Here is a 21,203-nt window from a genome sequence, read left to right on the forward strand (position 1 = left end):
ATGTTAAATATTTAGAAATGTTTATAGATGACTTGTTAAGACGTTGCAAATGTTGTGATAGCAAAAAATTTTTGTTTGTCAAGACGATTTACCGAGGCTGTAAAATCAAACTGTTATATTTTATTTGTAGCTGTTATATAAAAATCGGCAAGATATTGAACGGTTCAAAAGTGAATTTTTACGTCAATAAAAGTATTTAATCCAGTCTCTTCATATATAAAAGTAAATCTTTCTAAGTGTTGATTTAACGCTTATCAACAATCATTTTTTATAAACAAATATATACTCCTAAATTAACTTTTAAAGCAATGAAAATAGTGAACATTATAACTGTTGTGTAACAGAATGCAATTAGCATATTACTGTTACACAAATTAGTACAGTTTCTATGTTTTGACATACATTTGATGAAAATTGTACATAATTTATGTGAAAAAAATCACAACAAACATGCTACAATGACTATGAAAACGTTAACATAGCATTTCAAATTCACAACATTATACAGATGGAGGCGTTTAGTATGTTAGAAACAAATAAAAATCATGCAACAGCTTGGCAAGGATTTAAAAATGGAAGATGGAACAGACACGTAGATGTAAGAGAGTTTATCCAATTAAACTACACTCTTTATGAAGGTAATGATTCATTTTTAGCAGGACCAACAGAAGCAACTTCTAAACTTTGGGAACAAGTAATGCAGTTATCGAAAGAAGAACGTGAACGTGGCGGCATGTGGGATATGGACACGAAAGTAGCTTCAACAATCACATCTCATGATGCTGGTTATTTAGACAAAGATTTAGAAACAATTGTAGGTGTACAAACTGAAAAGCCATTCAAACGTTCAATGCAACCATTCGGTGGTATTCGTATGGCGAAAGCAGCTTGTGAAGCTTACGGTTACGAATTAGACGAAGAAACTGAAAAAATCTTTACAGATTATCGTAAAACACATAACCAAGGTGTATTCGATGCATATTCTAGAGAAATGTTGAACTGCCGTAAAGCAGGTGTAATCACTGGTTTACCTGATGCATACGGACGTGGACGTATTATCGGTGACTATCGTCGTGTAGCTTTATATGGTGTAGATTTCTTAATGGAAGAAAAAATGCACGACTTCAACACGATGTCTACAGAAATGTCAGAAGATGTAATTCGTTTACGTGAAGAATTATCAGAACAATATCGTGCATTAAAAGAATTAAAAGAACTTGGACAAAAATATGGTTTCGATTTAAGCCGTCCAGCAGAAAACTTCAAAGAAGCAGTTCAATGGTTATACTTAGCATACCTTGCTGCAATTAAAGAACAAAACGGTGCAGCAATGAGTTTAGGTCGTACATCAACATTCTTAGATATCTATGCTGAACGTGACCTTAAAGCAGGCGTTATTACTGAAAGCGAAGTTCAAGAAATTATTGACCACTTCATCATGAAATTACGTATTGTTAAATTTGCTCGTACACCTGATTACAATGAATTATTCTCTGGAGACCCAACTTGGGTAACTGAATCTATCGGTGGTGTAGGTATTGACGGACGTCCACTTGTTACGAAAAACTCATTCCGTTTCTTACACTCATTAGATAACTTAGGTCCAGCACCAGAACCAAACTTAACAGTATTATGGTCAGTACGTTTACCTGACAACTTCAAAACATACTGTGCAAAAATGAGTATTAAAACAAGTTCTATCCAATATGAAAATGATGACATTATGCGTGAAAGCTATGGCGATGACTATGGTATCGCATGTTGTGTATCAGCGATGACAATTGGTAAACAAATGCAATTCTTCGGTGCACGTGCGAACTTAGCTAAAACATTACTTTACGCTATCAATGGTGGTAAAGATGAAAAATCTGGTGCACAAGTTGGTCCAAACTTCGAAGGTATTAACAGCGAAGTATTAGAATATGACGAAGTATTCAAGAAATTTGATCAAATGATGGATTGGCTAGCAGGTGTTTACATTAACTCATTAAATGTTATTCACTACATGCACGATAAATACAGCTATGAACGTATTGAAATGGCATTACATGATACAGAAATTGTACGTACAATGGCAACAGGTATCGCTGGTTTATCAGTAGCAGCTGACTCATTATCTGCAATTAAATATGCACAAGTTAAACCAATTCGTAACGAAGAAGGTCTTGTAGTAGACTTTGAAATCGAAGGCGACTTCCCTAAATACGGTAACAATGACGACCGTGTAGATGATATCGCAGTTGATTTAGTAGAACGCTTTATGACTAAATTACGTAGTCATAAAACATATCGTGATTCAGAACATACAATGAGTGTATTAACAATTACTTCAAACGTTGTATACGGTAAGAAAACTGGTAACACACCAGACGGACGTAAAGCTGGCGAACCATTTGCACCAGGTGCAAACCCAATGCATGGCCGTGACCAAAAAGGTGCATTATCTTCATTAAGTTCTGTAGCTAAGATCCCTTACGATTGCTGTAAAGATGGTATTTCAAATACATTCAGTATCGTACCAAAATCATTAGGTAAAGAACCAGAAGATCAAAACCGTAACTTAACTAGTATGTTAGATGGTTACGCAATGCAATGTGGTCACCACTTAAATATTAACGTATTTAACCGTGAAACATTAATAGATGCAATGGAACATCCAGAAGAATATCCACAGTTAACAATCCGTGTATCTGGTTACGCTGTTAACTTCATTAAATTAACACGTGAACAACAATTAGATGTAATTTCTCGTACATTCCATGAAAGTATGTAACAAAATTTAAGGTGGGAGCACTATGCTTAAGGGACACTTACATTCTGTCGAAAGTTTAGGTACTGTCGATGGACCGGGATTAAGATATATATTATTTACACAAGGATGCTTACTTAGATGCTTGTATTGCCACAATCCAGATACTTGGAAAATTAGTGAGCCATCAAGAGAAGTCACAGTTGATGAAATGGTGAATGAAATATTACCATACAAACCATACTTTGATGCATCGGGTGGCGGTGTAACAGTCAGTGGTGGCGAACCATTGTTACAAATGCCATTCTTAGAAAAATTATTTGCAGAATTAAAAGAAAATGGTGTGCACACTTGCTTAGACACATCGGCTGGATGTGCTAATGATACAAAAGCATTTCAAAGGCATTTTGAAGAATTACAAAAACATACAGACTTGATATTATTAGATATAAAACATATTGATAATGACAAACATATTAGATTGACGGGAAAGCCTAATACACACATCCTTAACTTCGCGCGCAAACTGTCAGATATGAAACAACCTGTATGGATTCGACATGTCCTTGTGCCTGGTTATTCTGATGATAAAGACGATTTAATTAAACTAGGGGAATTTATTAATTCTCTTGATAACGTCGAAAAGTTTGAAATTCTGCCATATCATCAGTTAGGTGTTCATAAGTGGAAAACATTGGGCATTGCATATGAATTAGAAGATGTCGAAGCGCCCGATGATGAAGCTGTTAAAGCAGCCTACCGTTATGTTAACTTCAAAGGGAAAATTCCCGTTGAATTATAAATACAATTCAGACCGAAAAGAAAGCATATGTAACTTCAAGAGTGAAGGGGCATATGCTTCTTTTTCAATTGAGTATAGAGTAATAGCAAGACGTAGTAGGTATATGAGACAACTTCTACAATGGTTGAAGGAAGACATTTTTGTAAGTAGCTATGCTGATAAAGAATGTGAAGCCTTGTTAAAGGTGGGGTTCCAATATCATCATTTAGCTGATGTTGAATGGGTTATTATTTGCTACTTGCATATGAATATGAGTCTTTTCAAATTTTTATTGACCCTGAGTAATGAAAAATATTAAGATGAAACTTAATATTAAAGCAATGCGGAGCGTGATTATGAAGAGAATTAGTAAAGATATATGGGCAGTATTTAAATTACTGTATCAAAATAAAGGGCGTTTTAGCATTAACGCCTTACTATTGCAGTTAATCATGATTTTTATTAGTAGTACATACTTAATTTTACTATTTAATATGATGTTAAAAGTAGCTGGGCAAAGCCAACTTACGATTAACAATTGGATGGAAATCGTAAGTCACCCTGCCAGTGTGATACTTCTTATTATATTCATATTAAGTGTTGCCTTTCTGATTTATGTAGAGTTTTCATTGTTAGTTTATATGGTTTATGCCGGCTTTGATCGACAGATTATTACATTTAAATCCATTTTTAAAAATGCCTTTGTAAATGTGCGTAAACTCATAGGTGTACCAGTTATTTTCTTTGTCATTTATTTAATGTTAATGATACCCATTGCTAACCTAGGACTAAGTTCAGTATTAACAAAAAATATTTACATACCTAAATTTTTAACGGAAGAACTTATGAAAACGACAAAAGGTATAATCATTTACGGTACCTTTATGATTGCTGTATTTATATTAAACTTTAAATTAATATTTACTCTACCGTTAACGATTTTAAACCGCCAGTCGTTATTTAAAAATATGAGACTAAGTTGGCAAATTACGAAGCGAAATAAGTTTCGACTTGTTATAGAAATAGTTATATTGGAACTCATCATTGGTGCGATTTTAACATTAATTATTTCAGGAGCAACATATCTTGCTATTTGTGTAGATGAAGAAGGAGATAAGTTTTTAGTCTCATCAATTTTATTTGTTGTATTGAAAAGCGCATTGTTCTTCTATTATTTATTTACGAAATTATCATTAATCAGTGTGTTAGTACTGCACTTAAAACAAGAGAATGTATTAGACCAACCGGGCTTAGAATTTAAATACCCAAAACCGAAACGGAAATCTAGGTTCTTTATAATTTCAATGGTGCTTGCAGTGACATGTTTTATCGGTTATAACATGTACTTACTTTACAATAATACTATCAATACAAATATATCCATTATTGGCCATCGTGGTTTCGAAGATAAAGGCGTTGAAAATTCTATTCCGTCATTGAAAGCTGCTGCAAAAGCGAATGTCGAATATATTGAGTTAGATACAATTATGACGAAAGATAAACAATTTGTTGTTAGTCATGATAACAATTTGAAACGTTTAACAGGTGTTAATAAAAACATTTCTGAATCTAATTTCAAAGATGTCGTCGGTTTGAAAATGCGTCAAAATGGACATGAAGCAAAACTGGTATCCTTAGACGAATTTATTGAAACGGCTAAACAATCAAATGTGAAGCTACTAGTAGAGTTAAAGCCACATGGTAAAGAACCAGCAGATTATACACAACGTGTTATTGATATTTTGAAAAAGCATGGTGTTGAACATCAATATCGTGTGATGTCATTGGATTATGATGTGATGACTAAGTTAAAAAAAGAAGCGCCATATCTCAAGTGTGGTTATATCATCCCGTTACAGTTTGGTCATTTTAAAGAAACATCATTAGATTTCTTTGTCATCGAAGATTTTTCTTATTCGCCAAGACTTGTTAATCAAGCACACATGGAAAATAAAGAAGTCTATACTTGGACCATTAACGGCGAAGAAGATTTAACGAAATACTTACAAACCAATGTTGATGGTATTATCACAGATGACCCAGCATTAGCTGATCAGATTAAAGAAGAAAAGAAAGACGAAACATACTTCGATCGTTCTATAAGAATTTTGTTTGAATAATATAAACAAAGACCTCTAAAGTTATCAAGATGATACCTTCAGAGGTCTTTTTAACATTGTCACCTATGGGATAGGCAATCGTTTCATTCGTTTATAATCATATGACAAGGATTTATAAGGAAATTTGGCGTCACAAACACTTACATGATTTATTGGTGAATTATTAATTTTTTTGTGAATGCAAAGGGTTAGAAATTGAATCGTAAATACTTTCTAATCTATGTTTCGCTTTAGTCATTTGATCCAAATTTTTAGTGCGTATAGCTGATTTTGCAATATAGTGCGCAGCTAAAATATCGCGTTTTTGAAACGCATCTAAATTTAGGTACGATAATTTATTTAAGTCAGTGTTTGCTATTAATTCATATAATTGATCTACAAGCGCTTGATGTTGATACGTATGTGATGTAGTTTCAGATTTGCTTGCTAATTTAATACCAGTCGTATCAAGGAGCGCCGCTTTAATACCAGCAACTAAATATGTTTTGATTTTCATTTGTGTTGTCATGCTTTGTTACTCCTTTGATGTACATTAATCAAAAAAATTATACACTATTGTATATTGCAAAGCTAATTAACTATAACAAAAAGATAGTTAATGCTTTGTTTATTCTAGTTAATATATAGTTAATGTCTTTTAATATTTTGTTTCTTTAATGTAGATTGGGCAATTACATTTTGGAGGAATTAAAAAATTATGAAAAAGCAAATAATTTCGCTAGGCGCATTAGCAGTTGCATCTAGCTTATTTACATGGGATAACAAAGCAGATGCGATAGTAACAAAGGATTATAATGGGAAATCACAAGTTAAAAAAGAGAGTAAAAATGGGACATTAATAGATAGCAGATATTATTGGGAAAAAATAGAAGCTCTAGAAAAGCAGTTTTCAAGTGCATTGGCATTAACAGATGAGTATCAATATGGTGGTAATGAATATAAAGAGGCAAAAGATAAATTAATGGAAAGGATATTAGGAGAAGATCAATATTTATTAAAGAAAAAAATAGATGAATACGATTATTATAAAAAATGGTATAAAGCAACTTACCCAAACGATAATTCAAAAATGTATTCATTTCATAAGTATAATGTTTACTATTTAACAATGAATGAATATAATGAAATCTCAAATTCATTAAAAGACGCTGTGGAAAAATTTAATAATGAAGTAAGAGATATTCAATCTAAAAATGAAGACTTAAAGCCTTATGACGAAAATACTGAAAAACAAGAAACTGATAAAATATATGAATTTGTTAGTGAAATAGATACAGTTTTTGCAGCGTATTATAGTCATGAAAAATTTGGTATACATGCTAAAGAATTACGAGCAAAATTAGACATAATACTAGGTGACGTGCATAACCCGAATAGAATCACTAATGAACGTATAAAAAAAGAAATGATGGAAGACTTAAATTCAATAGTCGATGATTTCTTTATGGAAACAAATCAGAATAGACCTACAACAATAAAGAAATATGACCCCAATATTCATGATTATACAAAGAAAAAAGAGAATAAAGAAAATTTTGATAAGTTAGTTAAAGAAACAAGAGAAGCAGTTGAAAAAGCAGACGAATCTTGGAAAAATAAAACTGTCAAAAAATACGAGGAAACTGTAACAAAATCTCCTTTTGTAAAAGAAGAGAAGAAAGTTGAAGAACCTCAATTACCTAAAGTTGGGAACCAGCAAGAGGTTAAAACTACGGCTGGTAAAGCTGAAGAAACAACACAACCATTAGTTAAAATTCCACAGGGCACAATTACAGGTGAAATTGTAAAAGGTCCAGACTATCCAACTATGGAAAATAAAACGTTACAAGGTGAAATCGTTCAAGGTCCAGATTTCCCAACAATGGAACAAAACAGACCATCTTTAAGCGATAATTATACTCAACCGACGACAACGAACCCTATTTTAGAAGGTCTTGAAGGTAGCTCATCTAAACTTGAAATAAAACCACAAGGTACTGAATCAACGTTACAAGGTACTCAAGGAGAATCAAGTGATATTGAAGTTAAACCTCAAGCAACTGAAACAACAGAAGCTTCTCAATATGGTCCGAGACCGCAATTTAACAAAACACCTAAATATGTTAAATATAGAGATGCTGGTACAGGTATCCGTGAATACAACGATGGAACATTTGGATATGAAGCGAGACCAAGATTCAATAAGCCATCAGAAACAAACGCATACAACGTAACGACAAATCAAGATGGCACAGTAACATATGGCGCTCGTCCAACACAAAACAAGCCAAGCAAAACAAACGCATATAACGTAACAACACATGCAAACGGTCAAGTATCATACGGAGCTCGTCCGACATACAAGAAGCCAAGCGAAACGAATGCATATAACGTAACAACACATGCAAACGGTCAAGTATCATATGGCGCTCGTCCGACACAAAACAAGGCAAGCGAAACAAATGCATACAACGTAACAACACATGCAAATGGTCAAGTATCATATGGCGCTCGTCCGACACAAAACAAGCCAAGCAAAACAAACGCATATAACGTAACAACACACGGAAATGGCCAAGTATCATACGGAGCTCGCCCGACATACAAGAAGCCAAGCGAAACAAATGCATACAATGTAACAACACATGCAGATGGTACTGCGACATATGGGCCTAGAGTAACAAAATAAGTTTGTAACTCTATCCAAAGATATACAGTCAATACAAAACATTACGTATCTTTACAACAGTAATCATGCATTCTATGATGCTTCTAACTGAATTAAAGCATCGAACAATCGGAAGCATATTTCTAAATTATTTATTCATTATAGTCTTAAACATAACATGACCTAATATATTACTAACCTATTAAAATAAACCACGCACATCTAAGTGATATACGACAATCACAGCAATAATAATTGCTTTAGAAAGTCGTACCGAACTGGAACTTACAAGTCTAGTTCGAACACACACTGATGTGAGTGGTTTTCTTTATTTTAAACATGAACAATCAGATAAGTTACTAGCATTAGCAAATATTATTAAATCAAAGGGCTTCGATTCATAAAATTTAAAACAATGATTAAAATTAGACGTGTAAATGTTAAATTCTAAAACGGAAATACCCACCATCCCATTAAACCACTTTTTTGTTCAATCACTATGTTTCACATAGCTTCATTAATAAAACGAAATTGCTTCAACCCGCTTCAACTTCAACCTGTTTCAACTTCAGCCTACTTCATTTAATAACAAAACGAATCCGCTTCATCCAAAATCAACCATTCTAACGCACATACTCAAATATAGCAGCTGCACCCATACCGACACCAATACACATCGTAACCATGCCGTAACGGCTATCGGGACGTCTACCCATTTCATTAAGTAAACGCGCGGTTAACATTGCGCCTGTAGCACCTAATGGATGACCTAAAGCAATAGCGCCACCATTCACATTCGTACGTGATATATCTAGACCTACTTCTTTAATAGATGCAATCGTTTGAGAAGCAAATGCTTCGTTCAATTCGATCAAATCAATATCTTCAACAGATAGATTGCTGAGTGACAATACTTCAGGAATCGCATATGCAGGCCCAATACCCATAATTTTCGGGTCAACGCCTACTGCCTTATAACCAACGAATCGTGCAATAGGTGTCACGCCGAGTTCTTTCACTTTATCTCCAGACATTAAAACTACAAATCCTGCACCATCAGAAAGTGGGGCAGATGTTCCCGCAGTCACAGTGCCGTCAGCTTTAAATACTGTACGTAATTTGGCTAATGCCTCCATCGTGGTGTCAGGTCGTATAAATTCATCTTGGTCAAAGATATTTGTGTGTACTTTTGGTCCTGCGTTTGTATATTCAACTGAGTTTACTTGTATTGGAATAATTTCATTTTTGAACCGACCATCACGTTGTGCGTCATAGGCACGTTGATGACTTCTGACAGCATAAGCATCTTGATCTTCGCGTGATACGTCAAATTGGGATGCTACATTTTCAGCAGTTAAACCCATAGGATATGACGCACCTATATCATCATATTGTAAGGTGGGATTGTTTGTGGGCTCGTTGCCACCCATTGGTACGGCACTCATCAATTCAACGCCACCAGCTACAAGTATATCTCCTTGACCAGCCATAATTTGATTGGCTGCAATCGCGATGGTTTGTAATCCTGATGAGCAGTAGCGATTCACTGTTTGACCCGGTACCGTGTCAGATAATCCCGTACGCAATGCAATCGTTCGTGCAATGTTTTGTCCTTGTAATCCTTCTGGAAAAGCCGTACCAACAATGACATCTTCAATCATATTCTTATTGAATTTTCCGTCAATACGTTTCAATACGCCTTGTAATACTTTGGCTGCGACATCATCAGGTCTTTCGTGGAATAATGCGCCTTGCTTTGCTTTCGCTGCGGCTGAACGCCCATAAGCTACAATGTATGCTTCTTGCATGGTTATCATCCTCTCTTAATGACTATCTTTTAATTACGTAATGGCTTACCAGTTTTTAACATATGTGCAATTCTTTCATATGATTTTTTAGATTTTAGTAAGTCAATAAAGCCAATTTTCTCCAACGATTGAATGTAACGTTGATTGATAAATGTATTTCTTGGTAAATCACCACCCGCTAAAATTGTGGCAATATTTAAGGCGATATGATAATCATGGTCGCTAATAAAATGACCCCGTCTTTGCGCATCTAATTGTCCTTGGATAAATGCTTTGAAGTCTTCACCTAAAGCGATATATTGATGTCTAGGATTCGGAATATAGTTTGTTTCTGCTTCATATTTCGCACGTTTGAGCGCAACTTCGACACGTTGTGCTGTATTGAAAATAATCGTATCTGTATCACGTAAATAACCATAACGACGTGCCTCAAAGGCATTTGTAGAGACTTTCGCAAATGCGATATTCGTCAGTACTTTTGTCATGGAAGCTTGTTTGTCATCAAACTTATGCGATGTGCGTAATATGCGATCAGCCATTTCTGCAAGGCCACCGCCACTCGGTAATAAGCCAACGCCTGCTTCAACAAGACCGATATACGTTTCACTTGCAGCGACAACAATAGGTGAGTAAAGTACAAGCTCACAGCCACCGCCTAAGGCACGACCTTGAACAGCTGTGACTACTGGTTTCAAACTATACTTCAAACGATTAAAGCTATAATGTAATTTATCAATTGATTGTGCAACGACATCATCTACAAGACCGTCTTCATGCGCCTTTTTCATTAAGAAAAGGTTAGCACCCACACTGAAATTGTTACCATCTGCATAAATAACCATACTTGTGTAATGGTCATTTTCCAGTAAATCAATCGCATCAACTAACGCATCGTTGAATTCATCGGTAATGACATTATTTTTACTTTGTAATTTCAGTAACAGTTGATCATCATGAGTTACGGAAAGTTTGGCATCACCTTTATCCCAAAGTTCATCTTTTACGAAGTGAGAAACAGGTGTTGCATATTCGATGGTCTCATCTTTTTTATAAAAGCCACCATCTAAATCACTAATCCATTGTGGTAAGTCTCCAAATTCGTCTTCCATACGTTTTTTAACACGTTCATATCCCATTGCATCCCATAATTGGAATGGACCAAGTTTCCAGTTGAACCCCCAGACAAGCGCACGGTCTATGTCTCGGAAATCATCGGTAGCTTTAGGTACATTGATAGCAGAGTAATAGAAATTATTACGTAATGTCTCCCATAAAAATAGTCCCGCTTCGTCTTGCGCATTGAATATGACATCAAGGTTATGCGCTAAGTCTTTATTAAATTCATTTAAAATTGGTAATTGTGGTTGCGATACAGGTACATAATCTTGTTTTTCAACATCGTAAACAAGTCGAGCTTTAGTTTCTTTATCCTTTTTGTAAAATCCTTGTTTCGTTTTACGTCCGAGTGCGCCATTGTCAAACAACGTATTTACAATTTTGACATCATGAAAATAAGGTGTTTCTTCAGGTACTTGTTGCATGCCTTTAATTACAGACACTGCAATATCTAAACCGACTAGGTCAGATAGCGCATATGTACCTGTTTTAGGACGACCAATCGCTTGTCCAGTTAAAGCATCCACATCTACAATGCTTAACTTGTGTTGCTCGGCGCGATACATAATATCATTCATTGTTTGCGTGCCGACTCTATTTGCGACAAAGCCAGGTACATCATTGACGACAATGACACCTTTACCTAACACATTTTGCGCGAAATTTTTTACATCTAATATGATAGATTCCTTCGTGTGTGACGTAGGTATTAACTCCACTAATTTCATAATACGTGGTGGGTTAAAGAAATGTAGACCAAAGAATCGTTCTTGATCCTTCTCGTTAAATACTTGAGCAATCGCATTAATTGGAATACCTGATGTATTTGTAGCGAATAAAGCATCTTCTTTAGCATGTTGTAGAACTTGTTGCCAAACAGCATGCTTAATTTCAATATCTTCTTTGACTGCTTCGATATATAAATCAGCATCATCATTTACCAAGTCATCATCAAAATTACCATATGTTAAATGACTCGCTAGATTTAAGTCGAATAGTAGCGGCCGTTTCTTATCTGTAATTTTATCGTAAGATTTTTTCGCAATGAGATTTGGATCGTTTTTGTCTACTACAATATCTAATAGTTTTACTTTAAGTCCAGCATTCACAAAGAGTGCTGCCAGTTGAGCGCCCATTGTGCCTGCGCCAAGAACGGTTACTTTATTAATTGTCATAGTGATTCCTCCAATTTAGTTGAGGATAAGATAACCATTAAGATAATTGGAATAACGTTGCTATTTTATAAAATTAATTAGGTATCTTTGACAGTCATCTTAGCCTCTTATTTAAGGAAAAAGCTTTATGCTTAAAATAAGTCTGTTTTTAGTGAAATTACTGTATCTTATATAATTCTTTGCTATTTATACGAAAGCAGAATCTCCAGTCAAAGCGCGTCCAATTACTAAGGCATTAATTTCATGTGTACCTTCGTACGTGTAAATCGCTTCTGCATCAGAGAAGAAACGTGCAATATCATAATCGTCAGCTAGTATGCCATTACCACCTGTAATACCGCGGCCCATAGCTACTGTCTCACGCAAACGTAAGGCATTCATCATCTTCGCCGTTGAAGTTGCAACCTCGTCATATTCACCATGTGCTTGCATATTAGCTAATTGAGCACATGTTGCCATTGCTTGAGCTAAATTACCTTGCATCATTGCTAGCTTTTCTTGTATTAACTGATATTTACTAATTGGTTTGCCGAATTGCTTACGCTCAGTGACATAATCTAATGTGGCACGTAAAGCGCCAGCCATACCACCTGTAGCCATATAAGCAACGCCTGCTCTCGTTGAATAAAGAATTTTGGCAATATCTTTAAAGCTTGTTATGTTTTGTAAGCGATCCGCTTCATCTACTTTGACATTAGTTAATTTAATTAGTGCGTTAGGAACAATGCGAAGTGCGATTTTATTATCAATGACTTCAATATCGACGCCATCTTGTTCTGGTCTGACTACAAAGCAATGGGGTTTGCCAGTTTCTTTATTTACTGCGAATACTGGAATGACATCAGATACATGTGCACCACCAATCCATTTCTTTTCACCATTGATAACCCAAGTATCGCCCTGGCGTTCAGCGACTGTTTCAAGACCTCCCGCAACGTCCGAACCGTGTTCTGGTTCAGTTAAAGCAAAGCATGTACGCAGTTCATGTGACTGTAATTTAGGTACATATTTCGCAATTTGTTCTTTGCTACCTCCGAAATAGAAAGTGTTATGCCCTAAACCTTGGTGAACACCGAGTAGGGTAGCTAAGGAAATATCAAATCGCGCGAGTAGGTAAGACATGAAAAACTGAAATAGTTGACTAGGCATTTTGGCGTTTGGACGATCCTTGTAAAGTAATGGATTGTTAAAATAATTTAATTCTCCCAGATTTTTAAAAAAGTCCTCGGGTACAGTAGCGTCTATCCAATGTTGATTAATATTTTCACGGTACTTACTTTCTAGCAATGAATCTACTTGTTGTAAAAATTCGACTTCACCGTCTGTTAAACCTTTAGCAATACTAAGTACATCTTCAGGAAATAATGTTTTTAAGACTGTTTCTTTTTCAAATGTCATATAAATTCCTCCTAAAAATAATATGAATACTAATGTGAAATGCATTTAATTCAAAAACAACACGCTTTATTTGTAAACGCTTACACTAAATACTAAAAATTTTTATCACCTTTAAAGTGTTTGTGAGACTTTGTCATTCATCATTTGTCGAATCGCAAGTTTATCTGGTTTCTGCGTACTGTTTAACGGCATATGTGTCACTGGTACATACATTCTTGGGACTTTATAACCTGCTAAACGACTTCGCATATGTTGATCTAAAATTTCAGCGTAATGAGGTTCATCTTCGCGAAGTATAATGGCTGCAGCAATTGATTCACCATATTTTGGGTGATCATAGCCAACGACCACACACCGGTCTACTAGTGGATGCTCAGCTAAAGCATTTTCGACTTCGGATGGTAAGACATTTTCGCCACCAGTTATGATTAATTCTTTTTTGCGGTCAATAATAAATATATCGCCATCGTCGTCCATCTTCGCTAAGTCACCAGTTAATAAATAACGACCATGAAATGCTTTGGCAGTCTCTGCTGGTTTATTCCAATATCCTGGCGTGACATTTTTAGCCTTAATTGCAAGTTCGCCAATCTCACCAGTAGGTACTTCCTCACCGTTATCATCAAGGATACGTGCATCAACGAACATGACTGCTTTACCAATACTCATTGGCTTACGTTTTGAATTTTCCGGTGTATTAACAAGTACAAGAGGTGCTTCAGTTAAACCATAGCCGTTAATAATGTTTATGCCATATTGTTTAAAAGCTGCTTGGATACTTGGTAATGGTTGTGAACCACCTTGGATGATATAATCCATAGCTTTAAAATTTTCAGGATTAAAATTACTAGCACGTAGCGTACTATAATACATTGTCGGAATCATGATAATAAATGTAGGGTGATATTGTGCAATCATGTCATTCAATTCTTCGCCGTTAAAGTAACGTTGAAGAATAAGTGTGCCACCTGACATTAATACTGGTAATACAGTATCGTTAAACCCTAAAACATGGAACATTGGTGTTGATACAATCGTAATATAGTTTGAATTGAACTTATACGTCAGCTCTAAGTTTGCGCCGTTATGAACAAATGATTCATATGAGAACATCACACCTTTAGGTGATCCGGTTGTACCACTTGTATAAATTAATGCTGCAAGATCTTGTGGTTCAACAGGTGTTGCTTGAAAAGGTTGGTGATAATCTGGATTTACGATTTCATCATATTGCGCTACATCAATATCCATATGCAATAAGTTTTGGTCAATATCGGTGAGTGAACTTAAATGTTTTTCAGCATAGAAGAGCAGTTTTAATTGTGCATCTTCCACAATGGCTGCAATTTCTTTTGGGTTAAGCCGCCAATTCAATGGTAAAAAAACCGCACCTGTTTTAAAACAAGCAAATAGTAAATCTAATATTGCAATATCATTTGGCGCAAAAATACCGATAACATCGCCTTTTTTAACACCTTGAGATGTTAAATAATGTGCCATATTATCAGCGCGTGCATTGAGTTGTTGGTATGTCCAAGATGTTTGTTTTGCGTGATCAATAACGGCAGGCTTGTCATCATCGAAGTCTGAACGTGTTTTTATCCAATCGAAATTCATTAGTATACCCCCTTTAGCTTCACTTTCATACTTTATGAATTGATTGTTTAAGTTGTCCCCATTTTTCTTTGTAAATGCTGGTATCAATTAATTTTAAATGATCAGCAATAATTGGTTTAAAAGCCATTTGATTCAAAATATCTTTATGCAAATCAAGACCTGGAGCAATTTCAATTAGTTTCAAGCCTTGATTGGTGAGCTCGAATACTGCACGATCAGTAACAAAATAGACTTCTTGCTCGAGTGATTGTGAATATTGTGCATTAAAGTCGATATGGCTCACATCTGATACAAATTTCTGGTTTTGTCCTTCAGTTTCAATGTTTAATCGTTGATTATGACATGAGACATGACTACCGGCTACAAAAGTACCTGAAAAGATAATTTTATTTACAGATTGCGTAATGTCTATAAAGCCGCCACATCCATTTAGTCGGTCATTGAAGTATGACACGTTGACATTGCCGTGTTGATCAACTTCAGCAAAGCTAAGATAGGCAACTGATACACCATTGTTATAAATAAAATCCCATGCTCGATCATGAGGCATGCGCACATCTGCATTGTAATTCATACCAAAATGTTCACGACTCCCAACGAATCCACCGAAAATGCCAACATCTAAAATCGGTTGCACATCATGTTCAACACATTCTTCATGCAATAAATTAGAGAGTTCATTATTGATGCCATAACCGATGCTAATTGTATCGCCATAAGTTAAAAACTGAGCAGCACGTCGGAGAATCAATTTGCGACTATTAAAAGGTAATGCGGGTTCAGGTATTCCATCAATTCGTTCTTCTCCAGACAAGGCTGGTAAATAATGACTCTGAATTACTTGACGGTGATTCTTTTCATCTTCTGTGACGTATACATAATCGACAAGATTTCCTGGGATAACAACTTCATTCGGCTTTAGTTGATAGTCGTCAACTAAAGCTTTAACTTGTACAATAACTTTCCCATGATTGGCTTTCGTGTTTAATGCGACATGATAACACTCGCTCAAGTACGCTTCTTGAGTTAAATAAATGTTACCTTGTTGATCTGCGTATGTTCCTCTCAGTAGTGCCACATCAACGCTAGGGAATGTGTAGTGTAAGTATGTTTCATCGTTGATGGTTACTAATGAAACTAAATCATCAGTTGTTCGTGTATTTACTTTACCGCCACCGTATCTAGGATCAACAGCTGTGTTTAATCCGATTTTAGTAATAACTCCAGGTAATAATTGATTACTCTGACGATAATGAGTTGCAATGATACCTTGTGGTAAAAAATAAGCTTCAATGTCATTATTTTTCATTGCTTGTGCCGTTTTGGAAGAAGCCGTTAAAATACTCATAATGACACGTTTAATCATGCGACGTTCTATAAAATCATCTAAATCCGGTGCGGCACCTAAACTATGGATATCATTCGCTAATATAAACGTTAAATCATTGGGCGTATGATATGTGTCATGTTGCGCTAACACAGCACGTAGAACTTCGGCGGGTAAGTTGGCTACAGCTAATGCTGGTAAACCAATCACATCACCATCTTTAATGATATGTTGTAAGTCGTGCCATGTGATTTGTTTCAAGCAAGTCACCTCCATCACATTTGATAAAATATAGCGTTTTTACACATTGTGTAAACCCTTACAAGAAATATAACATAACGACATTTAAAATCAATTAGAAATATCTTTTTATTCTGATAATAGACACAGTATAGACACATTTTGATGGTTGATAACAATTGTAATATCAAGGGTTTGTAATGAATTGAATATCATTAAAATACTTATATAAAAATATTGCTCGGAATATAAAAAACAACCCATGTTTATTTAAAAAATGCAAAGACTAATTATCATTTTGATGCATCAGTAAGGTGAGGATGATCAGCGTACAATCAGTGGTGTATAATGTAACTGATGAAATCATTGGAGAGTTGAAGGAGATGTTGAACATATGAGAGTCAATGTTTTACAACATACACCAAATGAAGGTGTTGGATACATAGGTGAGTGGGCGAAGGAAAGCGGGCACGAAGTCTATATTTATCACCCATATATGAATGATGGCGTGCTACCTCTTGCGGAAGAAACAGATATGTTAGTGATACTTGGTGGGCCAATGAATCCAGACGATGAGATGCCTTGGATTCAATCAGAGCGCGAATTAATTTTAGTATTGATGGCACAAAACAAACCAATTTATGGTGCTTGCTTTGGTGCACAACAAATTTCGAAAGCATTAGGTTATGCGGTGTTAAAATCACCAGTAAAGGAAGTAGGTTGGGATGATGTTTACTTAGAATCAGAAATCATTCCGAATATACCAAGTCGATTGAAGGCACTACATTGGCATGAGGATATGTTTCAAATACCGCAACAAGCAGAATTATTATTTTCAGGGAATCATATTAGAAACCAAGGATTTATCATCGATCATCATGTGATTGGATTACAATTTCATTTTGAGCCTGGTCCAGACGATGTCAGAGAAATAGTACTAAATGATGCCCAATACATCAATCATTCTATTTTAGAGCAATCGGCGGAGGACATATTAGCCTTTGAGGTGCCTAAACAGAATAGGCAGGCCATTTTCCGAATACTTGATTTTATTACTCAAGCGTAAGATGTGAGTTGTATTTTAAAATGAGTAAAAAAACGAATGTACACAATCGAACAAAGTAGTTATATAAATATATGGAAAATCCATCAATATTAAATTAAAATAGTTTTATTATGAAAAGTGAAAGTAGGTAAGTCTATGGAAGGTCTTAATCATCGAAGAAATACAGAAAAAGAAGAGACAACACAAACGCAATCAGTTGCACCTAATACAGGTGAAGAGGGGATGTCATCAGCAAGTACACAATCAACTAAGACGTCCGACATACATAATGAATCTATCGATAAACAAATGGAAGCCAAAGCGCATGAAACAGCGCAAAATACAGATTTAAAAAACGAAGCAAGAAGTTTATTTGATAATGCAACCAAATCAATCGGTAGACTAGCCGGCAATGATGAAAGCTTAAATCTTAATTTAAAAGATATGTTTTCAGAAGTATTTAAGCCACATACTAAAAACGAAGCAGATGAAATATTTATAGCGGGTACTGCTAAAACTACGCCAGCAATTTGTGACATATCAGAAGAATGGGGGAAGCCATGGCTCTTTTCTCGAGTATTCATCGCTTTCACAGTAACATTTATTGGATTATGGGTCATGGCAGCGATTTTTAATAACACTAACGCGATTCCGGGTCTCATTTTTATTGGGGCTTTAACAGTACCATTATCGGGTTTGTTCTTCTTTTATGAATCAAATGCGTTTAAAAATATTAGCATTTTTGAAGTTATTATCATGTTCTTTATTGGCGGAGTATTTTCATTACTAAGTACGATGGTATTATATAGATTTGTCGTTTTTAGTGATCAATTCGAAAGGTTTGGTTCTTTAACATTTTTCGATGCATTTTTAGTAGGATTAGTTGAAGAAACTGGAAAAGCACTCATTATTGTTTATTTCGTCAATAAATTGAAAACAAATAAGATTTTGAATGGATTATTAATCGGTGCTGCTATTGGTGCAGGGTTCGCAGTTTTTGAATCAGCAGGTTATATTTTGAATTTCGCTTTAGGGGAAAATGTCCCATTATTAGATATTGTCTTCACACGTGCGTGGACTGCGATTGGTGGCCATTTAGTTTGGTCAGCGATTGTTGGTGCTGCAATAGTTATTGCGAAAGAACAGCATGGCTTTGAATTCAAAGATATTTTTGATAAACGCTTTTTAATATTCTTTTTATCAGCCGTTGGTTTACATGGCATTTGGGATACATCTTTAACTGTACTTGGCAGTGATACGTTGAAAATATTTATTTTAATCGTTATTGTGTGGATACTTGTATTCATTTTAATGGGGGCAGGTTTAAAACAAGTTAATTTACTGCAGAAAGAATTTAAAGAACAACAGAAAAAAGTAGACGAATAATAATTAAAGCTTATGTTGCTCATATGTTTGTGACATAAGCTATTTTTATAATTTGTCTCTAAAAGAGTGGAAGTGGAATACTTTTTGGAGTTAAAAAGTGTTTCACGTTAAACAAATAGTGACAATTAGATTTATATAAAATGAACATGATTCACTAAAAATATGTAATAATCATTTTATTGAAATTCATCAAACAGAAAGTAATACAATCATATAAGCAAATTAAACCACGCCATAATCATATTGAATGACCTCGGCGTGGTTTTTATAGTTGAAGCGGGGCTGAGACATAAATCAATGTCCCACACTCCCTTATCGTTCAATCGTTGTTCGATAATCGATTAAATAGATACCTTCAGGTGTTACTTTATAATTTTTAACCTTAGAGTTAGCAGCGACTATTTGATCGTTGTAAGCAATATAACTGTTTGGTACATCTCGACTTGATAATTTAATAATATCATTAGAAATATTGTGACGTTCCTTAATATCTACAGTATGATTCAATTGATTAATTAAATCATCAACGTTGCTATTATTGTAGTCTCCTTTATTAATAGCACCATCTTTTTTATATGCTTGATTAAAGAAATAGCCTGTATCTCCACGAGGAATCGTTCCGAAACTATACATCGTTGCATCCCAGGCAGAACGGTCTTTTAAGTAACCTTCTATGTCATCAACACTTTTAATGTCGATTTCAATATTAGCTTTTTTAGCATCTGATTGTAATACTTGCGCAATTTTCGATAGCTCTGGACGACCGTCATACGTAATTAACTTAATTTTTAAAGGGTGTTCTTTTGTATAACCATCTTTAGCTAATAACGCTTTTGCTTGTTCGATATTTTGTTTGGTTAACTTAGGTTCTTTAATATATGGAATTTTATCATTAAATGGACTCGTTGCAGGTTTCGCGTAACCTTGATAAATATGATCTGCAATACCTTGTCTATCAATGATATGATCTAATGCTTCACGAACGGATTTAGTCATTTTTTTATTAGTATGATTATACATAAGTAAAGAAGTTCTAAATCCAGATTCTTTTGACACTTTTAAATTTTGATTATTTTCTATGTCTTGAACTTTATTAACTGGGACATCAGTTATTAAATCATCTTTTTGAGATTCTAAATTTCTGACGCGATTATTGCCGTCTTCTTGGTACGTCACAGTAATATGATCAAGTTTCGGTTTACCTTGCCAATAGTCCTTAAAATTCGACAATGATATTTTTCGAGATTGCTTATAATCTTTTATTTGGTAAGGGCCTGTACCAACAGGAGTTTGATTAACATCTGATTTAGCATCTGTATCATAAATTGCCATAAAAGGATTAGCTAATTCAGATACAAGTTCAGGGTAAGCGTAGTTGGTTTTAATTGTCAGTTTTTGACCTTTAGCGGTAATTGATGATATTGGTAATGAATATTTGACCAAGTCGCTTTTTTTCATGCTATTTTCAAGGCTAGATTTCACTTTTTCTGCAGTCAATTTTTGACCGTTTTGAAATTTAATATTATCTTTTAATTCTATATCTAACGTTTTATCATTTGGTTGATGATACGATTTCACTAATACTTTTTCTATTTTTCCTTGATCATTTGTTTTAAATAATGATTCTGCAGCACCAATCTTAACTGGTACATCTGTTTCATAAGGTGCAATAGACTTTGTTTTTAACGGTAACGAAATATTCAAGTCTTTGCCAGATGAATGCATTGAGCCACATCCTGATAACACTAATACTGCTGAAAATATAGTTGCTAGTCTTTTAAACTTCATTTCATT

At 34.9% G+C, this 21,203-nt stretch carries 14 protein-coding genes; 6 read left to right on the forward strand and 8 right to left on the reverse strand.

Annotated elements, in window-relative coordinates; all coding sequences use genetic code 11:
• The first annotated feature begins 523 nt into the window (after nucleotides 1-523).
• The 3 genes from pflB to IDG65_RS04995 all read left to right on the forward strand — a co-directional run bounded on the left by pflB (nucleotide 524) and on the right by IDG65_RS04995 (nucleotide 5,650).
• On the forward strand, nucleotides 524-2,773 hold the full coding sequence (gene pflB / locus IDG65_RS04985; protein WP_000894660.1) for a formate C-acetyltransferase: 2,250 nt from the start codon (nucleotides 524-526) through the stop codon (nucleotides 2,771-2,773).
• 22 nt (nucleotides 2,774-2,795) lie between these two features.
• A complete protein-coding gene (gene pflA / locus IDG65_RS04990) occupies nucleotides 2,796-3,551 on the forward strand; it encodes a pyruvate formate-lyase-activating protein (RefSeq protein ID WP_000911657.1) in 756 nt (251 codons plus the stop codon).
• A 335-nt stretch (nucleotides 3,552-3,886) separates the two neighbouring features.
• Nucleotides 3,887-5,650: a glycerophosphoryl diester phosphodiesterase membrane domain-containing protein gene (locus IDG65_RS04995; RefSeq protein WP_001670243.1), complete on the forward strand. Its 1,764-nt coding sequence runs from the start codon at nucleotides 3,887-3,889 to the stop codon at nucleotides 5,648-5,650.
• A gap of 163 nt (nucleotides 5,651-5,813) precedes the next feature.
• On the opposite strand, the gene IDG65_RS05000 is transcribed toward IDG65_RS04995, so the two are convergent.
• Entirely contained in the window at nucleotides 5,814-6,158 is a 345-nt protein-coding gene (locus IDG65_RS05000) for a complement inhibitor SCIN family protein (protein ID WP_000211607.1), read from the reverse strand.
• Nucleotides 6,159-6,347: 189 nt separating this feature from the next.
• On the opposite strand from IDG65_RS05000, the gene coa reads away from it, so the two are divergent.
• Nucleotides 6,348-8,318, forward strand: coding sequence for a staphylocoagulase (gene coa, locus IDG65_RS05005; protein WP_000744057.1), 1,971 nt, complete (start codon nucleotides 6,348-6,350; stop codon nucleotides 8,316-8,318).
• 181 nt (nucleotides 8,319-8,499) lie between these two features.
• Here the strand turns inward: coa and IDG65_RS05010 are convergent, their stop codons facing one another.
• The 6 genes from IDG65_RS05010 to fadX form a co-directional block, all read right to left on the reverse strand.
• A complete protein-coding gene (locus IDG65_RS05010; RefSeq protein ID WP_031762187.1) occupies nucleotides 8,500-8,607 on the reverse strand; it encodes a hypothetical protein in 108 nt (35 codons plus the stop codon).
• A 313-nt stretch (nucleotides 8,608-8,920) separates the two neighbouring features.
• Nucleotides 8,921-10,105: a thiolase family protein gene (locus IDG65_RS05015; RefSeq protein WP_001154635.1), complete on the reverse strand. Its 1,185-nt coding sequence runs from the start codon at nucleotides 10,103-10,105 to the stop codon at nucleotides 8,921-8,923.
• 29 nt (nucleotides 10,106-10,134) lie between these two features.
• Nucleotides 10,135-12,396 (reverse strand): 3-hydroxyacyl-CoA dehydrogenase/crotonase FadB, encoded by a 2,262-nt coding sequence (fadB, locus tag IDG65_RS05020; protein WP_000154534.1) that lies wholly within the window; start codon nucleotides 12,394-12,396, stop codon nucleotides 10,135-10,137.
• 186 nt (nucleotides 12,397-12,582) lie between these two features.
• On the reverse strand, nucleotides 12,583-13,794 hold the full coding sequence (fadE, locus tag IDG65_RS05025; RefSeq protein WP_000142182.1) for an acyl-CoA dehydrogenase FadE: 1,212 nt from the start codon (nucleotides 13,792-13,794) through the stop codon (nucleotides 12,583-12,585).
• Nucleotides 13,795-13,905: 111 nt separating this feature from the next.
• Nucleotides 13,906-15,411 carry a long-chain-fatty-acid--CoA ligase FadD gene (gene fadD, locus IDG65_RS05030; RefSeq protein ID WP_001008395.1) on the reverse strand — a complete coding sequence of 502 codons (1,506 nt, stop codon included), beginning with the start codon at nucleotides 15,409-15,411 and terminating at the stop codon, nucleotides 13,906-13,908.
• A 25-nt stretch (nucleotides 15,412-15,436) separates the two neighbouring features.
• The gene (gene fadX / locus IDG65_RS05035) at nucleotides 15,437-16,999 is read right to left on the reverse strand and encodes a fatty acid degradation protein FadX (RefSeq protein ID WP_000810041.1); all 1,563 of its coding nucleotides are present in this window, start codon (nucleotides 16,997-16,999) and stop codon (nucleotides 15,437-15,439) included.
• Nucleotides 17,000-17,372: 373 nt separating this feature from the next.
• Between fadX and IDG65_RS05040 the strand changes: the two genes are divergently transcribed.
• A complete protein-coding gene (locus tag IDG65_RS05040; protein WP_001265704.1) occupies nucleotides 17,373-18,044 on the forward strand; it encodes a type 1 glutamine amidotransferase in 672 nt (223 codons plus the stop codon).
• A gap of 222 nt (nucleotides 18,045-18,266) precedes the next feature.
• Nucleotides 18,267-19,409 carry a PrsW family intramembrane metalloprotease gene (locus tag IDG65_RS05045; RefSeq protein ID WP_014667675.1) on the forward strand — a complete coding sequence of 381 codons (1,143 nt, stop codon included), beginning with the start codon at nucleotides 18,267-18,269 and terminating at the stop codon, nucleotides 19,407-19,409.
• 312 nt (nucleotides 19,410-19,721) lie between these two features.
• Here IDG65_RS05045 and nikA read toward each other — a convergent pair whose 3' ends face one another.
• A complete protein-coding gene (gene nikA / locus IDG65_RS05050) occupies nucleotides 19,722-21,197 on the reverse strand; it encodes a nickel ABC transporter substrate-binding protein (protein ID WP_000669659.1) in 1,476 nt (491 codons plus the stop codon).
• Nucleotides 21,198-21,203 lie beyond the last annotated feature (6 nt).

Source organism: Staphylococcus sp. EG-SA-17 (assembly GCF_017151845.1).
Classification (GTDB): Bacteria; Bacillota; Bacilli; order Staphylococcales; family Staphylococcaceae; genus Staphylococcus; species Staphylococcus aureus.